The organism is Thermoanaerobacter mathranii subsp. mathranii str. A3, assembly GCF_000092965.1.
In the GTDB taxonomy this organism is placed as follows: Bacteria; Bacillota; Thermoanaerobacteria; order Thermoanaerobacterales; family Thermoanaerobacteraceae; genus Thermoanaerobacter; species Thermoanaerobacter thermocopriae.
In genome coordinates this window covers 1,043,345-1,066,872 of record NC_014209.1, presented here as the reverse complement: position 1 = coordinate 1,066,872, position 23,528 = coordinate 1,043,345, and the positions used below count along the sequence as shown (strand labels likewise).

The following is a 23,528-nucleotide window of genomic DNA, read 5'->3' as shown; positions in this document are numbered from 1 at the left end:
TATCTCCCCTTTTTAAAATAGCTCTTTTTAACTTGAAATAGTGAATGCCTTTATCTTTTCCTGACAATTGTATTAATTATATTATATCTCAATTACAAAATTTTGTTAAATAAAAATCCGCATCTAATTTTTCGCTCTTCAAATACAATAAAAAAATAGGCTTTCGCCTATCAAACAATCACTTCTATCTCTTTTAAATCTTCATCAGGTATAAGTGAGGCAGCCTCCTTGTCAATTATTATAGTTGCATCAGGATGCAACGTTAAAACAGTAGAAGGCACCTTTGTAGTCAATTGTCCTTTTATCGTTTCTTTTATTGCCTTTGCTTTATTTTTCCCAGAAGCCAAAAGGACAATCTTTTTTGCTTTCATGATACTTCCTAAGCCCATAGTAATCGCCTTTTTTGGTACTTCATCTGCGCTTTTAAAAAATCTTTTATTGGCATTTATTGTATCTTCTGTCAAAGTAACCACATGAGTTTTTGTATCTATACTTTCATCTGGTTCATTAAACCCAATATGTCCATTGACCCCAATCCCCAATATTTGTAAATCAATCCCACCTGCTTTTTCAATTTCCTCTTCATATCTACTGCACTCCTCTTCCAAGTCTAAGGCCACTCCATTTGGAATATGAATGTTCTCTTTCTTAATATTAATATGATGGAAAAAATTATGGAACATAAAATAATGATAGCTTTGAGGATGTTCTGCAGACAAGCCCACATATTCGTCCAAATTAAATGTAATAACATTGGAAAAATCTATTTCTCCTTTTTTATACATTTCAATTAAATACTTATACATTCCAAGAGGTGTAGAACCTGTAGCAAGCCCTAAAACAGTATTAGGCCTTTCTTTTATCTGTCTTTTGACAATTTCTGCCGCTTTTTTACTCATTTCTTTATAGTCTACAGTTATTATTACTCTCATTTTTATAAACCTCCTTACAGCAAAATTAAGTTATTGGTATTTAAAAGTACATCTGCTACTGCTCCAATAGCAGCAGCATCTTCTCCAAGTTGAGCCATTTTAATGCCAAAATCAAAAGGCACAATTTTCTTTACTTTTTCTTTAATTTCATGAATAATATCAATTTCATAATTTAAGATGTCTCCTCCAATTATTATTGCTTCTGGGTTTAAAATGCTTACAATATTAGCGATACCCATGCTTAAATTTTTAATAAAACAAGACACAGCTTGTACACAAATAGGATTTTGTTCTTTAAATCCTTTTATCACACCCTCTATCGTATTTATATGAGGCAAATCTTTAGAAACTAATCCCACTAAAGCAGACAAAGAAGCTTTTCTTTCAAAATAGCCATAGTCCCCATAAGAATAGGTATTTTTAAAAACATCTTCTCCTGTAGCCATATACCCTACTTCTCCTGCAGCATAAGCATTACCTCTCAATAATTTACCATTTACGTATATCCCCGAACCTATACCATTTCCTATATTTATCAGCACAAAATTCTCTATTTCGCGGCAACAACCAATCCATCTTTCTCCCAGAGCAGCATAATTTACACTATTGTCAACATAGATGCTATAATTAAAAATTTTACTTAACTTTTTCTTTAATTCAAAATTATTCCATTTGAGTCCCGGCGCATTCACAACTCCTGTTTGTATATCCGTAATTCCAGGAAGGCCAATACCAATTCCTATTACATTTTTCCCACTTTTAAGCAGTTCTTGTATCCCATTTATAATTTCATTAAAGGCTTGCTCTCCAATGCTAGTTTGCCATTTTATCTTTTTTAAAATCTTACCATCCATGTTAGTCAAAACACCTATCGTGTTAGAAGACTCAACACTCATTCCCACAACAAATTTAGCATTAGGATTAAAAGAAAGCTGTATAGGCTTTCTCCCTACTGTCCCTTTTTCACTAAAACCGTTTTCTACTACCAATCCTTCCTCAATTAATTCATCTACAATAGCAGAAATAGTGGATTTGCTCATTTTTAAAACTTTAGATACTTCTATTCTTGATATAGGCTGCCTTTTCTTTATGACATCTAAAACATTAGCCTTATTGATATTCTTAATCAACCCAGAAGTACCTTTAGTATAGCCTTTCAATATATCGCCTCCATTAGTTCACTACCTGAACTAATTGTTCAAAAAAATTAGTTCGACTATCGAACATTTTACTACAATTATTATATCATAACAATTTGAAAAATGTAAATAACAAAATTGTATCTTGATAGTGTCAAGATACTGTAGGATTTTTTTAAGACAACCCCTGTAACTTAGTTAATTTCAGGGCTTCGTCTTATCATGTTTTTTATATAACTTGTGCATATTTTATTGCTCTTAAAACCCTATATATTGGCGTTACTTTGCCTATATTCAAAACCGTAATATTATTTATCTTTTCATTTGTAGACGTTTTAACTCTTCTTACCGCCTCTTTTATTTGCTTCTTCGTTAATTTGTAACTTCCTTCATTTATATTCTTCCTCTTACCCCATTCTACTTCTCTTAAGTCTCCTCCATTCTTGCTGAATACCCTTAATTTCGCCATTAGTTTTAATCCTTCTCTACTCCACCCTAATGGATTCCTGCTTAGTCTTACTGAAAATACATGGCTTATATGCCCTTCTGCACTGCACCCTATTACATCTTTGTCTTTGTTGTATATCTCTATCCCTTCCCAATTGTTTAGTATGTATTTCCTTGCTTCTTTTATCTTCTCTTTCTCCCTCTCTTCCTCTGCTGCCTTTATTAGTTCATCAAATATCTTCTTCACTCCTTCTTTATCTCCTTCATTTATTGCTCTCCATATCTTTTCCCTGTATTTTGGCTCTTTTGATGTGGCTTTTAATACGTATTTGTTTAAATGATATCTGTCTAACACAAACCTTGATTTTGCTATCCACTCTAATCCCTCTTTTATCCACGGTGCTCCATCTCCTGCTATGTATATCTTCTCTATCTTCTCTTCTTTGTAGTTTTCTTCTATGTAATTTGCTACATCTATCCATATGTCTTCTGCTTTCTCTCCTACGTATGCCTTGTAATGCACATTTCTCAGTACATCTCTACCATTTCTCTCTTCTTTACCTTCATGTATGTATATCAATCGCGGTGTTTCATTGCTGCCATCTTGCAAAGGCACATGGTCTTCATCTGCTTCTATGTATAATACCCTTACTTCTTTCTTCTCTTTTATTTCTCTCTTTACTTCTACTTCTCCTATTTCCCTTATTGCGTTTTAATACTGTCTGTTTACTTAACTCCTCTGGACATGCTTTTTTACTGCTTCTTTCATATGATTCTTCTATTGCGTTCTCTACTAACTTTATTTTTACACCTTTTTCTATCCTATCGTGCCGCCCTATCTCTAATGCATCATCCACCAAATATGTATATCTTCCATCCTCTCTGGATTTGTAATATGTCCTCTCATATTCTATATCCCCAAGGATTGTGGTTAATCTCTTTTTATCTTTCCTCTCTACTACCCATTTTTCTTTCCTTCTCTTGTCTTCTTTTATTATCTTATCTAACTCTTCAATAATTGCTTCTATTGCCTCTCTACCTAGTTTGTCCGTTAGTTCCTTTATCCTTGCTGCAAGCTCTGTAATATTCATTCCTTTGTTTAATAAATCACTAAAAATGTCTACCACTTCTCTAGTGAAATTTAGAGCATTTTGTAGTATAATATCCTCAAAGATATTTTTTTTCACAAGAGACACCCCTTTCTGTGTTGTTTTGTTTTCCATAATCTATTTTATCACAGGGGTTGTCTCTTGTTTTTTTTACTCAAAAAATCCTACGATAATTTTACACTATGTTGTATCTTTTTTTGTCAAACTTTTCTGATTATTTTTCTTCAAGTCTCTTTTTTCGTTCCAGATATTCTTCCTCGCTTATTTCTCCTCTTGCATATCTTTCTTTTAAAATTTCTATCGCATCCTTCTCTTTGTTTCTATTTTTTGTGCCTCGAAATAATAATACAATAAGATATATTGCAGCAACTATTAAACCTATCTCTATTGCCATCCAGACAATATTCCAAATAAATCCACCTATTCCATATCCCCAGCCCCAACCATACATCATTCTCATCATAATGTTATTCCTCCTTTCTTCCTTTCAAAAATAATTATACACTGCTATTATGAAAAACTTATGAATCAGTTTTTATAGTGGAATTCTAACAGTAAACTTACTTCCTTTATTTATCTCGCTTTCCACGTTTATTTTGCCTCCATGAGCTAATACTATGGCTTTTACAATTGAAAGACCTATTCCACTTCCACCTGTTTTACGATTTCTTGACTTTTCTCCTCTGTAAAACCTTTCAAAGATAAAAGGAATATCATCTTTGGATATACCCATTCCATTATCTTCTATTACGAATACCGCATAATCGCCTTCTTTATAAAAGTCTATTTTTATTTTGCCACCTACAGGAGTGTATTTATTTGAATTTGATATTAGGTTAACAAAGACTTGTGCTATCCTGTCCTTATCGCCAAGCAACATAATGTTATCTTCTATGTTCTTTACAACTTCTTGTTCTTTTTCAACAAAAGATGCTTCAAAATTTGTTAAAATGTTCTTTACTAATTCGCTTACGTTAAATTTGATTTTCTTAAGCTTTAACATGTCAGATTCAAATTTATTCAATGTTTCAAGGTCTTTTACAATATTTATAAGTCTTAAGACTTCTTCATTTAAACTCTTTAGTCTTTCATACGTAGGCTGCCAAACCCCATCAAGCATTGCTTCAATATGACTCTGCAATGTTGTCAATGGTGTTCTAAGCTCATGTGCAATGTCAGAGGTCATTTGTTTTCTTAGTATTTCTTGATTTTTTAAAGATTCTCCAAGATGGTTTATTGCAGCTGTGAGCTTAAATAGCTCTTCTTCTTTAGGTATATCATATACCTTTGCAGTAAAATCACCTTTTTCAAGCTTTTTAGCAACTTCCGTAATATTAACTAACGGTCTTGTAATATAATTTGACACATAAATACTTATAATCAATGCTATAAAAATAGCTATCACCGTTGCTATAACATTATATCTACTAATGTCATATAAAAACTTAAAATCCAAGTCGCTCATCATCATCGGCCCATAATAAATTATATCCACATACCCTACTGTTTTTTCATCCACAATGATGGGAAGAGTTTTTTCAGAAATATTTTTCTTATTCCATTTTCCCATCATATTCATCATGTGTGCCATCGAAGAAAAATCCCATATAATTTTGCCATCTTTATCTCTAAGCCTTAACCCATATCCCTCCATCATAGCAGCATGAGCAATTTCACGCCCTGTTGTACTTTTCCAGCCCCCCTCAGATTTATACACTGCAGCAAGAGTATTTGCTATATTGCTAAATTCCTTATCTGTTGACTTTGTAACATAATTTCCAAAGCTATTTATTATTAAGATGTTTGTTGTAATACTTACAATAACAATCGATATAAGAGCTATTGAAATAAATACAATAGCGGTCCTTGTTTTTAAATTATTTTTAAACATCTCCATCACCAAATTTATATCCAACGCCATATACTGTTTTAATGTACATTGGATTTTTTGTATCGTCTTCAATTTTTTGTCTTAAATTTTTAATATGCGCATCAATCGTCCTGTCATAACCTTCATAGTCAAATCCCATAACTTTTTCAATTAATTCTTCTCGTGTAAAGACCCTATTTGGATTGCGAATTAAAAACTTTAAAATTTTAAATTCGTTTGGAGTGAGATTTACAACCACTCCTTTTTTCTTCACAGTGTGTGCTTTAAAATCGACCACAAGGTCATCATTATTAAAAGATATTACTTCAGCAAGAGGTACATCATCTGTTGTTCTTCTTAATATTGCTTTTACTCTCATAACCAATTCACGTGGGCTGAATGGTTTTGTAAGATAGTCATCAGCACCTATAGAAAATCCATTAATTTTATCACTTTCTTGAACTTTTGCTGTAAGCATCAATATCGGAACATTGGAAAACTGCCGTATCCTCTTGCACAGTTCCTCTCCTGAAATACCTGGCAACATGAGGTCCAATATAACAAGATTTGGTTTTTCTTTTTTGAATGTATCTAAAACGTTATTGCCATTAGTTTCAGTAATAACACTAAATCCCTCACGCTCAAGATATGACTTTACAACTTCCAGTATTTTTATTTCGTCATCAACAACAAGTATTTTTTTATCCATCTTTTATCACTCCTTTGTATTTTATTGTAAAATTATAAAAAACTCATGAATAAAGAATGTGATAAACCTATTTATTTCTTATTATACATCTTATTATACATCACATCACGGTTATAATAATAATCTATACACCTATTTTTAGACCTAACAGTAGTTTATATATTTTCTCTTCATATTTTCTTCAAAAGTAAGTTTTAAAATAAAGTTGAAAAGAGGTTAACAATTTTTTTGATAAATAATTTCAATGAAAGGAGTTGAAAAGATGTTGTGTCTTATATTAATCTTGGCAATTGGCTTTTATTTGTACAAAACAGGTGACCTGCAAAGAATAATTAATAATTTAAATGCAGACAAAGATTGCCAAGCGAATGAACCAAAGAAAATACTTGATATACGTTTAGCCAAGGGAGAAATTACAGTAGAAGAATATAACAAATTAAAAAGTATTTTGTAAAATATAAATATTTGGAGAGGAGGACAAATTATGTTTGGAGGATATATGATGGGTGGTTTAGGTCGTTGGTTTGGAGGATACTATCCTTGTGGTTATGGAACTTGGTTCGGTGGTGGACTTACCAATATATTGTTCTTGATTTTAATAGGTGTAGTAATTTACTGGCTAGTAAAACAGATTAGAAATGTTAACTTTTTTAAAAAGCACGATACAGATCCTAATAATGAAGCATTAGAAATTGCTAAGTTAAGGTACGCTCGCGGTGAAATTACTTCAGACGAATATACAGAAATAGTAAAAATGTTAAAAAAATAAACTAAATGATGTGACATTATTCTTGTTTGTATTGCTCCTATTGACATTTTATGATAAATTTTTTACAATATATTGAGTAAAGGGGAGTAGTTCGCATAGTTTATATGCGGTAAAGTCAACATATCGGGAAACCCTGGCTTTACCTGAAAGAACGAGACCTTTACATAATATGTTTTACATATTATGTAAAGGTCCAATTTATTTAAAGGGCAAATATAATAGTCGGGGAGGCAATAAAATGGAAGCACTTATCACATCATTTGTCCTTATCTTTACTTCTGAGATGGGAGATAAGTCACAGCTCATGTCAATGGCTTTTGCTACTCTTTTTAAAGTAAGGACTGTTCTTATAAGCATATTTATCGCTGCCTTAATAAACAATGGCATTGCTGTGATATTTGGTTCATATATCACCGAATATATTCCCATTTTTTATATAAAACTTTTAGCCGCTTTATTATTTCTGTTTTTTGGCATTACAACTCTGTTAGAAGAAGAAGCAAAACAAGAAAAAATAAAAAATTCAAAATACGGTCCTTTTGCAACTATTATAAGTACATATGTATTCTCAGAATTGGGAGACAAAACACAATTAGCTGCTATAGCTTTGACTGCATCATATAACAGTCCTCTATATATATTAATAGGCACCACTCTGGGAATATTTTTAGCAGATGTATTAGGAATAATTGTAGGCATTTATTTTAATAAAAGAATCCCTTCAAAATATTTAAAATATCTATCTTCTTTCATATTCCTCGCCTTTGGTCTTTCTACTTTGTATAAATTATTTTTCTAAATCAAAAACGGGTACTTATATTGTACCCGTTTTTGACCCTCTCATCGGAAATTTCACCTGCCGTAACAAAAAACCATATTACCTATTCTTGCCGCTATAGGAAGTGACCACAGCCACGCATTTGTAGCACTCTGGTCAAAATAATACAAGGCTCCATTTGTTGGGTCAACACCACTTAACGCTTCTCTTGCCGCACTTATAGCATCAGCTGAGGCAGGTCTATTTATCCAGCCATTTAGTACAGGAGTAAATTGATAATTACCGTAATCATCAACGTGGTATATTACGTCTTTTATAGTATTAGGGAAAATGCTACTTTTAACTCTGTTTATTACTACTGCTGCAACAGCTACTTTTGCCTTATAAGGTTCACCGTCTGCTTCTGCTGTAACAAGGCGCGCAAGGAGGTCAAATTCCTCTTTTGTGTATGGTATTACACCCCTTTCAATAGAACCTCTACTGACATCCTGATATGTCCTAGAAGAAGTAGCACTGGGTATAATAAAGACTTGTCCAGGATATATTATGTCGCTTTTATATCCATTCGCAGATTTGAGCATATCAACAGTAATGCCGTATTTTTTAGCAATTAAATACAAGCTGTCACCTTTTTGAACAACATATGTGTTATCGCTACCTGGCACTTGCAAAACTTGTCCTGGGTATATTATTGTACTTTGAAGACCATTTAAAGCCATCAGCTTAGTATATGTAGTTCCGTATCTTTGACTTATGCCCCATAGAGTGTCACCAGGTTTAACTGTATAAGTTGCGGCAAATACTGATTGAAAAATAAACAATCCGGCTATAATTGATGCGATGAGAGGTTTGACCTTGATGTAAAGATTAAACATGCTGTTTCCCCCTTTCGCCTCCGAGGTTAGTTGACGGGTTCGGGTGAGGGCCACCCTACCACAAAGTGGATTCACCCCAATTTAATTCCCCCGTACCCCTTATCGGGGATTCGGCATATTTTTAACTAAATTATAGCCGGATATTTAATTTGTGTCTATATTAAACTGGTGGAAAGACAGGTACTTACTGGCATTCACTATATCCACAGAAAGGACAAAAAACACAACCTCCTTCATGAACCAATTTAGCGCCGCAATCCGGACATGTAAACATATTTACATTATTTTGATCAGCTTTATTTTCTTTCAACTGTGTTTTATTTTCTGCTACTCCGTTTTTCATTTCAATCACTCCTATATATTGTTGTACTAGTATAATAACATACAATATATAGGAATTCAAGATCAAATTTTGATAAAAAATAACATTATCCTATTTTTATAATATATCGAAGGTTTTATAAAAATCCGGATACGAAATATTTACACATTCAGCATTTTTTATCTTAGTTTCTCCTTCTGCCATAAGTCCAGCAACCCACAAAGACATAGCAATCCTGTGGTCGTTGTAACTTTCCACTGTATTTCCTCTCAAAAATCCTGTACCTTCTATAATCATCCCATCATCCCTTTCAAAAATTTTTGCCCCCAATTTCTTGAGTTCTGAAGTGATTGTATTTATTCTATTGCTTTCTTTTACTTTTAACTCCTCGGCATCTTTTATCACTGTCTTCCCTTCTGCGAAGACTGCTGCAACTGCTATTACTGGAATCTCATCAATAAGCCTTGGAATAAGACTTCCTCCAATCTCAATTCCTTTTAGCCTTGAAGTCTTAACTGTTATATCCGCTACTTTTTCATTGTTTATAGTTCTTTCATTTGTCAAGACAATGTCTCCCCCCATTTTTTCTATCACATCGATAATACCAGTTCTTGTAGGATTCACATTTACATTCTTTATAGTAACCTCCGAATTTGGAACGAGAGTTGCAGCAACAATAAAATATGCTGCTGACGATATATCCCCCGGTACAACAATTTTCTGCCCTTGTAATTTGTAACCAGGATAACAGGTTATTTTTGTACCATTTACATCCACTTTAGCACCAAAAGAACTAAACATGAGTTCCGTGTGATTTCTTGAAGGGTAGGGCTCTTCAATAATCGTTTTATCATCAGCGTAAAGGCTTGCCAACATTATACTGGATTTAACCTGCGCACTGGCAATTGGCATTTTGTAATATATGCCTTTAAGTTTGTTCCCAAAAACCGTAAGAGGCGCAAAATTTCCTTCCCTTGCTTCTATTTTCGCTCCCATCATACTAAGAGGAGTTATCACCCTTCCCATTGGGCGTCTCTTTATAGATTCATCACCTGTAACGGTAGCCTCAAATTTTTGACCAGAAAGAATACCCATCAAAAGCCTAATGGTAGTACCCGAATTTCCTACATCAAGAATTTTTTCGCTTTTATTTAAATAAAGCCCCTTTCCATAAACTTTAACGTTTGTTCCTTTTAATTCAACATCAACTCCTAAATTCCTCATACAATTAATAGTAGATATACAATCCTCTCCCAAAAGAAAATTTCCAATTTCTGTAATTCCCTCTGCAATTGACCCAATCATTACAGCTCTGTGAGATATTGACTTGTCCCCTGGGACAGAGATAACACCTTTTAAAAATTTTTTCTTTTTAACTTCAATATCCATAACAACACCTCAAGTTATAGTGTTTCGATATTTTCTTGCATCTTCAAGAAACTTTTGTATACTGTCAATATCATCATTTTCTAAATAACAAATAAAGTCACTTAGGACTTCCTTGTAATTTTTTAGTAAGTCCAAAATAATTTCTTTGTTTGTGCAAATTATGTCTTTCCATATTTCAGTCTGAGACAAGGCAATTCGCGTAGTATCTTTAAACCCACCAGCTGCGTATTTAAAAGCTTCACTGCATTTATGATAAGCAAAATTTGTAAGTATAGCAGAAATTATATGAGGTACATGGCTTATAACTCCTACAATGGCATCGTGTTTATTATAATCCATAATTACCGGTTTCGCACCTATTTTTATTATCACTTCATCTATAAATAATTCCAAAATATCTTCCTTTACAATATCAGAAGGTGTCAACAAATAATTTGAATTGACAAATAAATCTGCATCAGCGTTATCATAACCTGCTTTCTCTGTGCCAGCCATAGGATGACCCCCGATGAAAAAAATTTCATCGGGTAAAAATTTTTGCACCTCTTCCATTATGACTTTTTTTGTACTTCCAACGTCCGTTACAATGCAGCCTCTTTTTAAATAAGGAATTATATTTTTTACGCTTTCAACAACTTTTCCAACAGGTGTGCATATAAAAACTACATCAGTATCTACTTGAAAATCAAGGTGTGTCATACCATAAGAAATTACTCCCTCTTCCAACGCTTTGCGTAAATTGTCTCTGTTTATATCAACAGCAATAATATTTATATCTGTATATTTTTTTAGTGCTTTTGCCAATGACCCTCCTATAAGACCCAATCCTATAATAACCGCTTTTCTTATCATGAAAAATCCCGTCCTACCGCTTTAGCAATAACCTTTATATCCTCACACAAAGCCTCAAAATTTTCAGGAGTAAGAGATTGAGCCCCATCAGATAAAGCATTTTTGGGATCGGGATGTACCTCAATAATGAGACCATCAGCTCCTGCTGCTATAGCAGCTTTAGCCATAGGAGCTACAAGGTCCCATTTACCAGTGCCATGACTAGGGTCAACAACTATAGGTAAGTGGCTTAATTTTTTTATGGCTGGAACTGCACTTAAATCTAAGGTATTTCGCGTATAAGTTTCAAAAGTCCTTATTCCTCTTTCACAAAGGATAACGTCCTTATTGCCTTCATTTAGAATATACTCAGCAGCACTTAGCCATTCTCCTAATGTTGCAGCAAGCCCTCTTTTCAATAACACAGGCTTATTTATTTTACCTACTGCTTTAAGTAATGAGAAATTCTGCATATTTCTCGCACCTATCTGAAGAACATCAGCATATTGCGCCACCAGTTCAACTGAATGAACATCCATGACTTCTGTCACAATCTTGAGTCCGGTAAGCTGCTTTGCTTCCTGAAGCATTTTTAAGCCTTCTTCTTCAAGCCCTTGGAAGGAATAAGGAGATGTTCTCGGTTTAAATGCCCCTCCTCTTAAAAATTGAGCTCCTGCTTTTTTAACCGCCATAGCACTTTCAAAGAGTTGTTCTCTGCTTTCTACTGCACAAGGTCCTGCCATTATAACTATGTTGCTTCCACCTATTTTTACCCCTTCTACTTCCACAATGGTGGGCTCTGGTTTAAAAATTCTGCTGGCCAGTTTGTAAGGTTCTACAATAGGAATAACTTTTTCAACACCTTCCATCATTTCAATAGCCTTACCTTCCAATTTTTTCTTATCTCCAATGACACCTATGACTATCTTTTCCTCACCTTTTGAAATGTGGTAACCTAAACCGAGAGATGTTAAAAGATTTGTAATATCAGAGATTTGCTTATCAGTAGCATTAATATTCATAACAATTACCATTTCCAATTCCTCCATTCTACCGTTCTACTTAAATTTAGGATATGAACCTAACACTTTTAAAAAATCCGTTCTACTTTTTAACTCTTCTAAGGCACTCTTTACTATTTCATCTTCTCTATGCCCCTCAATGTCCACCCAAAAAACATATTCCCCAAGTTTTTTCCTTGAAGGTCGTGACTCTATTTTCGTCATATTGATTTCTTTGTTGGCCAAAACCCCTAAAGCGTTATATAAACTGCCTGGAACATTTGGAACAGAAAAAACTATTGACGTCTTGTCTTTCCCTGTGATAACCCCGTCCCTTTGAGAAAGGACCAAAAACCTTGTATAATTTTCTTTTACATCTTGTATGTCCCTATCAATTATTCTCATGCCGTAAATAACGGCTGCTCTTTCAGGGCCTATCGCCACTACCCCAGGTTTAGATTTGACACCTAAGACTGCTTGAGCAGTACTGTCTGTAGCTTTTACTTCCGCATTGGGAAATTTTTTAAATATATATTCCCTACACTGAGCAATTGCCTGCTGATGAGAAAGTATGCAATGTACATCTTTAAATTCAACTGGAACATCCGAAATCAAGCAATGAGAAATAGGTATTATCACTTCTCCTTTTATCATTATCCCATTTGCGTCGTTTATCAGCATATCTACAGCAACATTTACAGAACCTTCAATAGAGTTTTCAATAGGAATTACTGCCTCTTCGCACAAGCCATCGCTTATGCAATTTATGACCTCCGGAATGGTGTTAAACTCTACAACTTCACAATTTTTAACACTTTGTGTGTATTTTATGACAGCTTCTTCAGAAAATGTTCCTTTAGGACCCAAATAGCCAATTTTCATCCAACACCCCCTCAACTTATAATATTGGTGATATTTTAATACTTTGCATAAGTAAAGTCAAGTAAATTTTTCACAAATTCTAAAAAAGATGAAGAAAAAAGCGGTTACCCGCTTATTTTAAAACCTTTAAGATTTCTTCCTTTTTAACACTTATGACCTCAACTTTTCCAAAACCTGAGGGAAGAACAAAATTTATTTTGCTTTCTCTACTCTTTTTATCAAGTTTTATAGCCTCTACGATGTTTTCTTTGGGCAAATCCTCATAGTCTGTAGGTAACCCTGTCTTTTGTATTAAAGAAAAAATTCTTTCAAAATATTTTTCATTAATATACCCTAAATCTAATGCAAGTTTACAAGCGTACACCATACCTATAGCGACTGCTTCTCCATGAATGTATTTTTGATAACCTGTTAAAGCTTCAATGGCATGTCCTACAGTGTGGCCAAAATTTAATATTGAACGCAGGTTTTCTTCTTTTTCATCAAGAGAAACAATTTTCCCTTTAATTTCACAGGATTTTTTTATTATATGTGTTAATTTGTCTTCTTTCAAATTTAAAATTTCATGAAGATTATTTTCGATGTATTCAAATAAATCGAAATCCCATATAATTCCATATTTAATTATTTCGGCTAGTCCCCCAAGTATTTCTCTTTTATTTATAGTTTTTAAAACAGAAATGTCTATATATACCATTTTAGGCTGATAAAATGCACCAACTATGTTTTTACCTTTTTTTAGATTAACTCCTACTTTTCCACCAACACTACTATCAACCTGAGCCAACAAGGTTGTAGGAATTTGCACAAAGTCTATTCCCCTCATGTAAGTTGCTGCAACAAATCCCGCTATATCTCCTACAACGCCTCCTCCGAGAGCTATAACTGAACTGTCTCTTAAAAGTCCATTGTCATAAGCTTTTTCAAGAAGCCTCTGTGCCATTTCCATTGTTTTACTGGGTTCTCCTGGAGGAATGACTTCATATGAAACGTTAAAACCGCTTTTTGTAAGACTTTCATTGAGTTTTTCAAAATACAAAGGATAAACAATAGAATCAGTTATTATAAATGTTTTACTGCTTCTTACATGTTTCTTTACTATTTCTCCTAATTTATCAAAAGAATCATAGGCAAAATAAATGGGATAGGACTTTTCTTTCAAATCAACTGTTATAAAATCCAAAGTTCACACCTCACACTTTTTTATTTTAATATTATACATCATTAAAGAGAAAATTCCTATATAAAAATCATAAAAAACTTCAGGCTCCGTTTTAAAAATTTTGTAAGTAAATATTATGGCTTTTTGCACTGCTTGGTCAAGTTGCGCGCTTTGTGCAAAACGTCACCTATATTGACTTCCAACTATTGGAAGTTTACACCCAAAAATTTTAGGGCATTGAAAACTTGCCCTATCGATTCCCTACATTAATTTTTCAAATTCATCAAGCAATTTTTCAAAAACGTCCAATGCTTCGTTTACTGGTTTTGGAGTAGTCAAATCTACTCCTGCCCTCTTTAAAAGATTTAAAGGATAATCAGAACTTCCGCTCTTTAAAAACTCCTTGTATCTTTCTACGGCTTTTTTGCCTTCATTTAGTATCATTTGGGAGATAGCTATTGCAGCAGAAAATCCTGTCGCGTATTTGTACACATAAAAATTTCTATAGAAATGAGGAATCCTTGCCCATTCGTAGCTTATACCTTCATCTACTACAATATCATCGCCGTAATAGAGCTTGTTTAATTCATAATATTTTTTGTTTAACACTTCCGCTGTAAGAGATTCTCCTCTTTCTGCCATTTCGTGTATGAGTTTTTCAAACTCAGCAAACATCACTTGTCTATAAACTGTCCCCCTAAATTCCTCAAAGAAGTGGTTCAAAAGATAAAGTTTTTCTTTTTCATCTTTAGAATTTTTCAAAAGATAATCCATAAGTATAGCTTCATTGCAAGTAGAAGCTACTTCTGCCACAAAAATCTTATAACCTGCATACACATATGGTTGTGTTGCATTTGAATAATAAGTATGCAAGGAATGTCCCATTTCATGGGCAATTGTAAATACATCACTTAATTTACCATGATAGTTTAAAAGTACATAAGGATGGGTGCCATAAGTCCCCCAGGAATAAGCTCCAGAAGTTTTACCTCGGTTTTCATAAACATCTACCCAACGGGAATTAAACCCTTGTTTGAGTAAATTTATGTACTCATCTCCCAGCGGCTTAAGACCTTCAAGTACCAGCTCTATTGCTTCCTCATATGTAAACTTCTTATCATATTCCTGTATCAAAGGTACATACAAGTCATACATGTGAAGCTCGTCTAAGCCTAAAAGCTTCTTTTTAAGCCTCACATATCTGTGTAATACATCAAGCCTACTATGTACTGTCTCTATAAGATTGTTATAAACTTCTACACCCACATTATCTTCAAAAAGCGAGGCTTCCAATGAAGAATTATATTTCCGTGTCTTCGCGTAGAAAATATCTTTCTTTACATTTCCTGCCATTGTAGAAGCAAAAGTATTTATAAATTTTTTGTATGTGTCATACATGGCGTTAAATGCAGCTTTTCTAACGTTTCTATCTTTACTCTGCATAAAGCCTATAAAATTGCCATGAGTTAATTCTACTTCTTTGCCTTCTTCATCTTTAATAGTGGGGAATCTCATGTCAGCATTATTCAACATGGTGTATATATTTGAAACAGACTCTGCCAATGTTTTTGCTTCTGCTAATATTTTTTCTTCTTCTGGTGAAAGTACATGAGGTTTAAACCTAATTAAATCTTCAAGATATTGCTTATAAATCTTTAATTCTTCTAATTCCTCTATCATTTCCATTAATTTTTGTGTATCAATAGACAAAATCTCTGGAGCTATAAAAGAAGTAGCACTCATAACTTCAATGTTTAGCCTCATAGCCTTGTCAGTTAAAGCTTGATACTTGGGATTAGTATTGTCTTCATCTCTTCTCATACGGGCATAGGCAAAAATTTTACTAGCTGTCATTCCAATTTGGTCATTAAGTTTTAATACCTCTAATAAATCTCTTGAAGTATTAATTTTGCCTTTAAATTTCAGAACTTCTTCTAATAGCTCTTTTGTCTTGCTATAGTCTTCTTCCCACAAGTTCTCATTTTCATATATATCCTCAAGTCGCCATTTATACTTATCTTCAATTTCGCTTCTATCTTTTAATATCTCCACTTTAATTCCCCCGTTTCTCTTTTTCAAATACCTCTTTTTTAAGCCTTATCCCTGTAGGGGTCTTTGCAAGTCCCCCTTCCGCAGTTTCCCTTAAAGCATAGGGTATGGCTTTCCCTACTTTATACATAGCTTCTACCACTTCGTCAAAGGGTATGACACTGTCCATTCCTGCTATTGCAAAATCAGCACACATAATGGCATTAACCGCCCCAAGAGCATTTCTCTTTTCGCAAGGAATTTCTACCAGTCCTGCAACAGGGTCACACACGAGCCCTAATAAATTCATTAGAGCAAAAGAAGCCGCTGTCAAACACTGCTCCGGTGTTCCCCCCATAAGTTCTACTAAAGCCGCTGCAGCCATTGCCGACGCAGAACCCACTTCCGCTTGACATCCCCCTTCAGCTCCAGATAAAGTAGCGTTTTCGGCTATTATAATGCCTATCCCTGATGCAGTAAACAAAGCTCTTGTCAAGTCTTCATCACTCTTTCCAAATTTTCTGCCTACAGTTATAAGAGCTGCCGGAATAACTCCGCTAGACCCCGCTGTAGGAGCAGCGACAATCTTACCCATAGAAGCATTTACTTCTGTCACTGCAAGAGCAGAAGCAACAGCTTTTGCCATTGTTTCACAAGAAAGAGTATTGCCAATGATTACTCTTTCATACAGTTTTTTTGCATCTCCACCTGTTAAACCACTTACCGATTTTAAATCTTCATTTAAACCTTTATTAATAGATTCCTTCATTACAATCAGATTATTCTTCATCTTTTGAAAAATTGCATCCAACTCTTCTCCCGTTCTCTCTTGCTCTCCCAACATTACAACTTGAGATATAGGTAAATTAAATTTTTTTGTAAGTTCCAATAATTCATAACCATGATTATACTGATACATTTTGCCCCTCCATTACATAGGATTTATTATTATGGCATTTAAAATTCCATCGATGTTTTTTATGGTTTCTTTTGCAGCATCAGGTATTTTTTGGTCTGATTCTACAACCATAATAGCTTTCTCACCTTTTGAATGCCTGTATACTCTCATAAAAGCAATATTTATTTTGTAATCTGCAAAAATTTTAGTAACATTCGCTATTATCCCTGGTCTATCTATGTGATTTGTAATCAATGTTTGATATTCACCAGTAATTTCTACCTCTATGCCATTTATCTCTTTTAAAAGCACATTTCCTCCACCAATAGAACATCCTAAAATGTTAATTTTCTGTCCACTTTTGCCTGTTATTATCATTCTTACAGTATTGGGATGAGGTGATTCTTCATCACTTTCAGTGAATTTAAACTTTATCCCTTGCTGTCTTGCTATTTCAAAAGAATGAGGCAGCTTTTCATCATCTGGGGCAAAGCCCAAAATCCCGGCAACAAGAGCCTTATCTGTACCATGCCCCCTATATGTATGTGCAAAAGATTCATACAATACAAATTCCACTTGTGATATATCCTCGTCTACAATTTTTCGAGCAATTTTCGCAAGCCTTACAGCCCCTGCTGTATGAGAACTGCTGGGCCCAATCATCACAGGCCCTATAATATTAAATACACTGTATTCTCTCATACAAAATCTCCTTATTACTCAAAATATTTGTTAACCATATGATCACTTGGCTTTTTAAAAATCCCCTACACCAAAAAAGAAGTTAAACCATTTTGCTTTTTATTTTTAATTTTTTTATATTTAAGGATTTTAGCTTATTATGCTTGATTAATACCTCTTTAAAAGCTACGTCAATAGTCATGCCTTTTTGATACTTTAAATATACTTCTTTAAAAAATTCTTTACCAAATTTTTCGAATAAAAGTTCTATATATTCATCTGTATTCTCTTCATCATATGAGATTTTTCCAAAAACAAAATTTTTGCCTTCAGACAATTTTAATTTCATATTTTTACTCTTCCTTTATCAAAACAGCTCTTGCAGGGGATGCTTCAGCACCTCTAATTTTTAAAGGTGCAGTATACAAAAAATATTCTCCTTCTTCTACATCTTTAAGCCGCAGTCCCTCAAGAATAACTATACCTGCTCCTAAAAGAATCTTGTGAGTTTCATGTTCTGGCTGGCTTCTTTCAATTCCTAAGGCATCAATGCCTACACCGATTATACCTTTTTCTTTTAAAAACTTAGCACCGCTTTTATCTAAATAGACAAATTCAAAATCGAAATCCTCTCTAAAAGAATTTCTCGTTTTAAATATTATAAAGTCTCCATTTTGAATGTCTTTATTTGCAAGGTCTTCCGATGTTATTTTATCAGATATATTTGTAAAGTCAAATACTTTACATTTAGTTATAACCTTATGGAGGTCTATATTTTCTACTGTATCTCCTCCCCTAATCATATGGAGAGGAGCATCAATATGCGTTCCCGTATGCATGTCCATGCTAATACGGGACTCTGTCACATCATCCTTACCAACAGTAATAATACGTTTAGGCCTTTTTTCCTCTTTATTTTTATAAACAGTCATACTTTCTTGAATTTCCATTGAGATATCATATATTTTCATTTGATTTACCCCCCTTTTTTATACATTCCACCACATTCTATTATCCTTTAATAGCAGTTCACTTGCTTCTTTAGGTCCCCATGTCCCCGGTTGATAATTAGGAAAGTCAGGCGTTTTGTCTTTCCATGCTTCAGCAATAGCATCTACAAACTTCCAAGAATATTCTACCTCATCCCATCGCGTAAATAAAGTAGAATCTCCTCTCATGACATCGTAAAGAAGTCTTTCATAAGCTTCTGGAGAATTACTAGAAATCTGGCAATTTTGACAAAAATCCATATCTACAGGTTGTATGGTGATATCTCCTGCCCCAGGAACTTTTGCATTAAATTGAAGCTTTACACCTTCCTCAGGTTGAATTTTTATAACTAATAAATTTGGCAATAAATTTTTATATTCTTTAAAATACAAGATTCCTGGCAACGGTTTGAACTGTATTACAATTTGTGTAGACTTTTCCGGCATTCTTTTGCCTGTGCGAATGTAGAAAGGTACTCCTGCCCAGCGAAAATTTTCCACATGCACTTTCAAAGCTACAAATGTCTCTGTATTAGAAGTAGGGGAAACTTTGTCTTCTTGTCTATATCCTACATATTGCCCTCTCACAACATTTTTCTCAACAGCCTCGCGAGTAAATATCTCTAAAGACTTCAGAACTTTTACCTTCTCATCTCTTATAGACTCTGTATCGAGATTTACAGGCGGTTCCATTGCCGTTAAAGTTAGAAGTTGCATCATGTGATTTTGTACCATATCTCGTAAGGCCCCAGCTTTTTCATAATATCCACCGCGATTTTCTATTCCGACTGTTTCACTTGAAGAAATCTGAACATTATCAATATACCTTCTGTTCCATACGGGCTCAAAAAATACATTAGCAAATCTAATTACCATTATATTTTGAAGCATTTCTTTTCCCAGATAATGATCTATCCTATAGGTATTTCTCTCTGTAAAAACATCAGTTATCATTTTATTTAATTTCCGCGCCGATTCCAAGTTTTCTCCAAAAGGTTTTTCTATAACCACTCTTTGCCAAGAGGTCTCATTATTTACCATGCCGTGCCTATAAAGTTTTTCAACAATTATACCAAAATATTCTGGAGCTACTGCAAGATAATATATCCTATTGCCTTTTGTATTATATTCTTCATCGAGGTCCTTTAAAAAAGAACTTAGCTCTATATATCCATTATCGTATACAAAATCAAACCTTTTATAAAATATCCTCTCACTTAAATTTTGCCAAACTTTCTCATCAATGTCAAATCTCGAATAATTTTTAATTGACTCTAATACTTCGTTTCTATATTGTTCTTCTGTTCTATCTCTCCTTCCTATGGATACAATAGCAAAATTTTCAGGAAGAATTTTTTGGTATTTCAAATTGTACAAAGCAGGCATAAGTTTTCTGTGAGTTAAATCCCCTGTCCCGCCAAATATAACCATTATATTAGATATATTATTTTTAACCATATAAACCACCTCGTGTTAATTCTTTTCCACCGCATGTCCTCCAAACTCATTTCTCAAAGCAGCTACAACCTTTCCTGCAAAGGTATCTTCTTGCTCTGAACGATATCTCATAAATAAAGACTGTGCAATTACAGGCACTGGCACTTTGAGGTTTAAAGCTTCTTCTACCGTCCAGAGTCCTTCTCCAGAAGAGTGCATTATTCCTTTTATCCCAGATAATTTAGGGTCTTTTTCAAAAGCTTTTTCCATAAGCTCCATAAGCCATCCGCGAATTACTGAGCCATGGCTCCAAACTCTAGCCACTTCTTTTAAATCAAAATCAAACTGACTCTTCTCTAAAACTTCAAAACCCTCTCCTATAGCCTGCATCATTCCGTATTCTATGCCGTTATGAACCATTTTTGCAAAATGTCCTGAACCGTTTTTTCCTGTATGTAAATAACCGTTTTCCGCACTTATATCCCTAATTAGAGGTTCAATATATTTAAAGACCTCATCTTCTGCTCCTATCATGGTACAAGCCCCATGCCTTGCTCCTTCAATTCCTCCGCTTGTTCCAACATCTACAAAATCAATTCCCTTTTCTTTAAGCATCTCATACCTTCTTAAAGTATCTTTATAGTAGGAATTGCCGCCGTCTATTATGATGTCATGTTCTTCAAGCAAGGGAACTAATTTTTCTATCATTTCGTCAACAGGGTCTCCTGCAGGTACCATAAGCCATATTATTCTTCTTCTTTCAAGGTTTTTTACTAAATCTTCAATTGTATAAGCTCCTTTTATTCCTGCCTTTTCAGCCTCCTTTATTTTCTCAGGTGACCTGTTATATACCACTACCTCATGCCCATGGTCTTTAATATTTAAAGCAAGATTAAATCCCATTCGTCCTAATCCAATTAAACCTACCTTCATATAAATCCTCCTTAATAATAATTATTGTTGTATAATATTTTTTAGTTGAGGGTGTTATATAATTATATCATACATTTTAAAATTTTAAATTACGAAAATCACATGCTTTCATTTAAAAAACAGGGAAAAACCCTGCTTAATACCTTTACACTATTATTTTTCCGTGTTTTTATTTACAATATAACAAAATTTAAAAGGGACCTATTTTAGTCCCTTTTACCTTATTCTTAAATACACTTTTAAATAATTTATCATATTTTTAGCATTTTCTTCATATGTGTCTATATAAATATTTTTTCCATCAATTGTATAGCTAAAATCCGTAAAACCTTGATTCATAAGGTACTCCTTTACAGAATTTTTCCCTAAATCCCCTTGCGCAATAAGAATTTTATCTCCTACATATTCTTCATTTACATATATACTAAATGTATCTGTTGGTACTTTTAAATTTGCATTTCCATTATCTGATGAAACAATTATACCGGGCGCTAGGGAATTTTGCCCGTATGGATAATTCAACATGAATATCACCTCTACTTTATTTTACTCAAAAGAATTTAACATATTCTTAACAAAAAGTGGATTGTTTTATAATCTACCATCATTTATAATAACTTGTGAATAAACGAAAAAGGGGGATGTTACGTGTCAAAAAATAAAAAAATTTTGTATTTTATATGCACTGGCAATTCCTGTAGAAGTCAAATGGCAGAAGGTTTTGGCAAATATTATGGAAAAGGTGATTTTGAAGTATATAGTGGTGGTGTAGAAGCTCACGGTTTAAACCCAAAAGCTGTACAAGTTATGAAGGAAATAGGAATTGACATAAGCAATCAAACTTCCGATTTATTGGATGAAAATATCCTTTTTAAAGCAGATTATGTGATAACTTTATGTGGTGATGCAAGAGATAAATGTCCTGCTTTGCCTCCTTCAATAAAAAGCCTCCATTGGGACTTAGAAGATCCTGCAAGAGCAACAGGCACAGAAGAAGAAGTTTTAAATAAATTTCGTGAAATAAGAGATATAATCAAAGAAAATGTAAAAAATTTGATAGAAGACATAAAAAAGCACTCGTACTAATCACGAGTGCTTTTAAATTATAAAATTCCAGCCTCTTCATGTTTTTTCACTATTTCCTCAGCTAATTTATCAAGAGCCTTAAAGTCTTCTTCTTTTGGGAATCCTTTTATGAAAATTGGTGAAATAACCTCTACTTTTAAATTGGTAATCATTTGAGAAAGCTGATCTTGTGCCCTGCTACCCCAATTATAAGAGCCTATAATTGAAACAAACTTTGTCTTTGGCTTTAAAGCATTGGCCAAATAAGTAGCATAAACCACCATTGGATGAGCACCGGTAAGTACTGTTGGAGTACCTATAACTATTGTAGCAGCATCCACTAATGCCATAGCCAATTCACCTATATCTGTAACAGACAAATCAAAAGGCTTTACAATGACGCCCTTTGCCACAAGAGCAGTCTGTAGGTATTCCACCATTTTTTTCACACTGCCGTGCATGGTAGCATAAGGTATTACGACTATATTTTTAGGTTCTGCATTAACCCATTCATCATAAGCATCTAAGATAAATTTAGGGTTATTGTACACAGGACCATGACTGGGAGCAATTATATCTATATCTAAATCTTTTATTTTCTCTAAGTCCTTTTCTATAAAGTTTCTAAAAGGCATCATTATTTCTGCATAGTACCTTTTTGCTGCCTCATACACTTTGCACTCATCTGTTGCATAAAGTTCAGAAGTTGCAAGGTGGGAACCTAAAAAGTCACACGTAAAAAGGATTTTATCTTCTACAAGGTAAGTAAACATTGTTTCTGGCCAATGTACCCACGGGGCATGTATGAATTTTAACGTCTTTCCTCCTAAATCTAAAGTTTCACCGTCTTCTACAGTAATAAATTTGTCTTCAGGTATTAAAAGTAAATCCATTAAAAAAGTTTTTGCTTTAGGAGTACATATCACCTTAGCCTCTTTATATTTCTCAAGGACTAAAGGAATACATCCCGAATGGTCTTGCTCTGCATGATGTGCTATTATATAATCAATTTTTTCTACATCCTTTAACTGTTCTATCAAAACATCTGAAGTCATTGGATCTACAGTATCCAAAAGGGCTATTTTATCCTCTCCTTCTACCAAATAAGCATTATAACTCGTACCATCTGGCAGGGGTATTAAAGAGTCGAATAATCTTCTCTCCCAATGTACTGCGCCAATTTTACTTACTCCTGGTTTTATAGCCATTGCTTTCATCGGTATTCCTCCTATTTGTTAATTTCTCAACTCTATTATAGCAAATAATTTTTTATAAAAAAAAT

25 protein-coding genes, 1 pseudogene and 1 riboswitch are annotated in these 23,528 nt (G+C 33.8%); of the genes and pseudogenes, 4 read left to right on the top strand and 22 right to left on the bottom strand.

All coding sequences use genetic code 11. The annotated features are described in order from the left end of the window. Window positions 1-170: 170 nt before the first annotated feature. From nagB to TMATH_RS05170, 6 genes and pseudogenes are all read right to left on the bottom strand, one after another. Window positions 171-932, bottom strand: coding sequence for a glucosamine-6-phosphate deaminase (gene nagB / locus TMATH_RS05195; protein WP_012995058.1), 762 nt, complete (start codon window positions 930-932; stop codon window positions 171-173). A 14-nt stretch (window positions 933-946) separates the two neighbouring features. Further along, a complete protein-coding gene (locus tag TMATH_RS05190; RefSeq protein WP_013150219.1) occupies window positions 947-2,092 on the bottom strand; it encodes an ROK family transcriptional regulator in 1,146 nt (381 codons plus the stop codon). Window positions 2,093-2,300: 208 nt separating this feature from the next. Continuing rightward, window positions 2,301-3,705 (bottom strand): annotated as a pseudogene (locus tag TMATH_RS05185) (ISLre2 family transposase). Between the two features lie 136 nt (window positions 3,706-3,841). Continuing rightward, on the bottom strand, window positions 3,842-4,090 hold the full coding sequence (locus TMATH_RS05180) for an SHOCT domain-containing protein (protein ID WP_012995056.1): 249 nt from the start codon (window positions 4,088-4,090) through the stop codon (window positions 3,842-3,844). A gap of 72 nt (window positions 4,091-4,162) precedes the next feature. Beyond that, on the bottom strand, window positions 4,163-5,548 hold the full coding sequence (locus TMATH_RS05175; RefSeq protein ID WP_013150218.1) for a sensor histidine kinase: 1,386 nt from the start codon (window positions 5,546-5,548) through the stop codon (window positions 4,163-4,165). After that, the gene (locus tag TMATH_RS05170; RefSeq protein ID WP_013150217.1) at window positions 5,511-6,206 is read right to left on the bottom strand and encodes a response regulator transcription factor; all 696 of its coding nucleotides are present in this window, start codon (window positions 6,204-6,206) and stop codon (window positions 5,511-5,513) included. Before TMATH_RS05170 ends, TMATH_RS05175 begins: the two co-directional genes overlap by 38 nt. 265 nt (window positions 6,207-6,471) lie before the next feature. Between TMATH_RS05170 and TMATH_RS05165 the strand changes: the two genes are divergently transcribed. From TMATH_RS05165 to TMATH_RS05155, 3 genes are all read left to right on the top strand, one after another. After that, window positions 6,472-6,660, top strand: coding sequence for an SHOCT domain-containing protein (locus tag TMATH_RS05165; RefSeq protein ID WP_028992272.1), 189 nt, complete (start codon window positions 6,472-6,474; stop codon window positions 6,658-6,660). A 30-nt stretch (window positions 6,661-6,690) separates the two neighbouring features. Beyond that, a complete protein-coding gene (locus tag TMATH_RS05160; protein ID WP_012995052.1) occupies window positions 6,691-6,975 on the top strand; it encodes an SHOCT domain-containing protein in 285 nt (94 codons plus the stop codon). A 238-nt stretch (window positions 6,976-7,213) separates the two neighbouring features. Beyond that, window positions 7,214-7,774: a TMEM165/GDT1 family protein gene (locus TMATH_RS05155; protein WP_012995051.1), complete on the top strand. Its 561-nt coding sequence runs from the start codon at window positions 7,214-7,216 to the stop codon at window positions 7,772-7,774. Window positions 7,775-7,827: 53 nt separating this feature from the next. Here TMATH_RS05155 and TMATH_RS05150 read toward each other — a convergent pair whose 3' ends face one another. The 15 genes from TMATH_RS05150 to TMATH_RS05085 all read right to left on the bottom strand — a co-directional run bounded on the left by TMATH_RS05150 (window position 7,828) and on the right by TMATH_RS05085 (window position 21,706). Then, window positions 7,828-8,628, bottom strand: coding sequence for a cell wall hydrolase (locus tag TMATH_RS05150; RefSeq protein WP_013150216.1), 801 nt, complete (start codon window positions 8,626-8,628; stop codon window positions 7,828-7,830). Further along, window positions 8,629-8,754: riboswitch (cyclic di-AMP (ydaO/yuaA leader) on the bottom strand. Between the two features lie 58 nt (window positions 8,755-8,812). Further along, window positions 8,813-8,971, bottom strand: a complete 159-nt coding sequence (locus tag TMATH_RS12020) for a hypothetical protein (protein WP_013150215.1) — start codon at window positions 8,969-8,971, stop codon at window positions 8,813-8,815. 96 nt (window positions 8,972-9,067) lie between these two features. Continuing rightward, the gene (gene aroA, locus TMATH_RS05145) at window positions 9,068-10,339 is read right to left on the bottom strand and encodes a 3-phosphoshikimate 1-carboxyvinyltransferase (RefSeq protein WP_013150214.1); all 1,272 of its coding nucleotides are present in this window, start codon (window positions 10,337-10,339) and stop codon (window positions 9,068-9,070) included. 9 nt (window positions 10,340-10,348) lie between these two features. Further along, a complete protein-coding gene (locus TMATH_RS05140) occupies window positions 10,349-11,191 on the bottom strand; it encodes a prephenate dehydrogenase (RefSeq protein WP_012995048.1) in 843 nt (280 codons plus the stop codon). Then, a complete protein-coding gene (aroF, locus tag TMATH_RS05135; protein WP_012995047.1) occupies window positions 11,188-12,204 on the bottom strand; it encodes a 3-deoxy-7-phosphoheptulonate synthase in 1,017 nt (338 codons plus the stop codon). The genes TMATH_RS05140 and aroF overlap by 4 nt, the downstream gene beginning before the upstream one ends. Window positions 12,205-12,228: 24 nt before the next feature. Then, window positions 12,229-13,053: a prephenate dehydratase gene (gene pheA, locus TMATH_RS05130; RefSeq protein ID WP_012995046.1), complete on the bottom strand. Its 825-nt coding sequence runs from the start codon at window positions 13,051-13,053 to the stop codon at window positions 12,229-12,231. Window positions 13,054-13,165: 112 nt separating this feature from the next. Further along, window positions 13,166-14,236, bottom strand: a complete 1,071-nt coding sequence (gene aroB / locus TMATH_RS05125) for a 3-dehydroquinate synthase (protein WP_012995045.1) — start codon at window positions 14,234-14,236, stop codon at window positions 13,166-13,168. 240 nt (window positions 14,237-14,476) lie between these two features. Further along, window positions 14,477-16,267: an oligoendopeptidase F gene (gene pepF, locus TMATH_RS05120; RefSeq protein ID WP_012995044.1), complete on the bottom strand. Its 1,791-nt coding sequence runs from the start codon at window positions 16,265-16,267 to the stop codon at window positions 14,477-14,479. Between the two features lies 1 nt (window position 16,268). Then, window positions 16,269-17,162: an L-serine ammonia-lyase, iron-sulfur-dependent, subunit alpha gene (sdaAA, locus tag TMATH_RS05115; RefSeq protein ID WP_012995043.1), complete on the bottom strand. Its 894-nt coding sequence runs from the start codon at window positions 17,160-17,162 to the stop codon at window positions 16,269-16,271. Between the two features lie 12 nt (window positions 17,163-17,174). Continuing rightward, entirely contained in the window at window positions 17,175-17,843 is a 669-nt protein-coding gene (gene sdaAB, locus TMATH_RS05110; protein ID WP_012995042.1) for an L-serine ammonia-lyase, iron-sulfur-dependent subunit beta, read from the bottom strand. An 82-nt stretch (window positions 17,844-17,925) separates the two neighbouring features. Then, window positions 17,926-18,171 carry a hypothetical protein gene (locus TMATH_RS05105; RefSeq protein WP_013150213.1) on the bottom strand — a complete coding sequence of 82 codons (246 nt, stop codon included), beginning with the start codon at window positions 18,169-18,171 and terminating at the stop codon, window positions 17,926-17,928. A gap of 4 nt (window positions 18,172-18,175) precedes the next feature. Further along, the gene (locus tag TMATH_RS05100; RefSeq protein WP_012995040.1) at window positions 18,176-18,793 is read right to left on the bottom strand and encodes a cyclase family protein; all 618 of its coding nucleotides are present in this window, start codon (window positions 18,791-18,793) and stop codon (window positions 18,176-18,178) included. 18 nt (window positions 18,794-18,811) lie between these two features. After that, window positions 18,812-20,269 carry a glucose-6-phosphate dehydrogenase gene (zwf, locus tag TMATH_RS05095; RefSeq protein WP_013150212.1) on the bottom strand — a complete coding sequence of 486 codons (1,458 nt, stop codon included), beginning with the start codon at window positions 20,267-20,269 and terminating at the stop codon, window positions 18,812-18,814. 15 nt (window positions 20,270-20,284) lie between these two features. Further along, window positions 20,285-21,181, bottom strand: coding sequence for a phosphogluconate dehydrogenase (NAD(+)-dependent, decarboxylating) (gnd, locus tag TMATH_RS05090; RefSeq protein WP_013150211.1), 897 nt, complete (start codon window positions 21,179-21,181; stop codon window positions 20,285-20,287). 216 nt (window positions 21,182-21,397) lie between these two features. Further along, complete coding sequence (locus TMATH_RS05085) at window positions 21,398-21,706, bottom strand: hypothetical protein (protein ID WP_012995037.1); 309 nt, start codon at window positions 21,704-21,706, stop codon at window positions 21,398-21,400. A 123-nt stretch (window positions 21,707-21,829) separates the two neighbouring features. Here TMATH_RS05085 and arsC point away from each other — a divergent pair, with 123 nt between their 5' ends. Further along, complete coding sequence (arsC, locus tag TMATH_RS05080; protein WP_013150210.1) at window positions 21,830-22,267, top strand: arsenate reductase (thioredoxin); 438 nt, start codon at window positions 21,830-21,832, stop codon at window positions 22,265-22,267. Window positions 22,268-22,284: 17 nt separating this feature from the next. Here arsC and TMATH_RS05075 read toward each other — a convergent pair whose 3' ends face one another. Beyond that, entirely contained in the window at window positions 22,285-23,463 is a 1,179-nt protein-coding gene (locus TMATH_RS05075) for an FprA family A-type flavoprotein (RefSeq protein WP_013150209.1), read from the bottom strand. Between the last annotated feature and the right edge of the window lie 65 nt (window positions 23,464-23,528).

What these genes read in the sequence shown, in the direction of transcription:
- TMATH_RS05140 (WP_012995048.1), bottom strand. Translation starts at nt 11,191, where the DNA reads ATGATAAGAAAAGCGGTTATTATAGGATTGGGTCTTATAGGAGGGTCA.
- TMATH_RS05100 (WP_012995040.1), bottom strand. Translation starts at nt 18,793, where the DNA reads ATGAAAATATATGATATCTCAATGGAAATTCAAGAAAGTATGACTGTT.
- pheA (WP_012995046.1), bottom strand. Translation starts at nt 13,053, where the DNA reads ATGAAAATTGGCTATTTGGGTCCTAAAGGAACATTTTCTGAAGAAGCT.
- gnd (WP_013150211.1), bottom strand. Translation starts at nt 21,181, where the DNA reads ATGAAGGTAGGTTTAATTGGATTAGGACGAATGGGATTTAATCTTGCT.
- sdaAB (WP_012995042.1), bottom strand. Translation starts at nt 17,843, where the DNA reads ATGAGAGAATACAGTGTATTTAATATTATAGGGCCTGTGATGATTGGG.
- aroA (WP_013150214.1), bottom strand. Translation starts at nt 10,339, where the DNA reads ATGGATATTGAAGTTAAAAAGAAAAAATTTTTAAAAGGTGTTATCTCT.
- TMATH_RS05105 (WP_013150213.1), bottom strand. Translation starts at nt 18,171, where the DNA reads ATGAAATTAAAATTGTCTGAAGGCAAAAATTTTGTTTTTGGAAAAATC.
- sdaAA (WP_012995043.1), bottom strand. Translation starts at nt 17,162, where the DNA reads ATGTATCAGTATAATCATGGTTATGAATTATTGGAACTTACAAAAAAA.
- TMATH_RS05180 (WP_012995056.1), bottom strand. Translation starts at nt 4,090, where the DNA reads ATGATGAGAATGATGTATGGTTGGGGCTGGGGATATGGAATAGGTGGA.
- TMATH_RS05075 (WP_013150209.1), bottom strand. Translation starts at nt 23,463, where the DNA reads ATGAAAGCAATGGCTATAAAACCAGGAGTAAGTAAAATTGGCGCAGTA.
- TMATH_RS05160 (WP_012995052.1), top strand. Translation starts at nt 6,691, where the DNA reads ATGTTTGGAGGATATATGATGGGTGGTTTAGGTCGTTGGTTTGGAGGA.
- TMATH_RS05150 (WP_013150216.1), bottom strand. Translation starts at nt 8,628, where the DNA reads ATGTTTAATCTTTACATCAAGGTCAAACCTCTCATCGCATCAATTATA.
- TMATH_RS05175 (WP_013150218.1), bottom strand. Translation starts at nt 5,548, where the DNA reads ATGGCGTTGGATATAAATTTGGTGATGGAGATGTTTAAAAATAATTTA.
- TMATH_RS05085 (WP_012995037.1), bottom strand. Translation starts at nt 21,706, where the DNA reads ATGTTGAATTATCCATACGGGCAAAATTCCCTAGCGCCCGGTATAATT.
- TMATH_RS05155 (WP_012995051.1), top strand. Translation starts at nt 7,214, where the DNA reads ATGGAAGCACTTATCACATCATTTGTCCTTATCTTTACTTCTGAGATG.
- TMATH_RS05170 (WP_013150217.1), bottom strand. Translation starts at nt 6,206, where the DNA reads ATGGATAAAAAAATACTTGTTGTTGATGACGAAATAAAAATACTGGAA.
- zwf (WP_013150212.1), bottom strand. Translation starts at nt 20,269, where the DNA reads ATGGTTAAAAATAATATATCTAATATAATGGTTATATTTGGCGGGACA.
- nagB (WP_012995058.1), bottom strand. Translation starts at nt 932, where the DNA reads ATGAGAGTAATAATAACTGTAGACTATAAAGAAATGAGTAAAAAAGCG.
- aroF (WP_012995047.1), bottom strand. Translation starts at nt 12,204, where the DNA reads ATGGTAATTGTTATGAATATTAATGCTACTGATAAGCAAATCTCTGAT.
- TMATH_RS12020 (WP_013150215.1), bottom strand. Translation starts at nt 8,971, where the DNA reads ATGAAAAACGGAGTAGCAGAAAATAAAACACAGTTGAAAGAAAATAAA.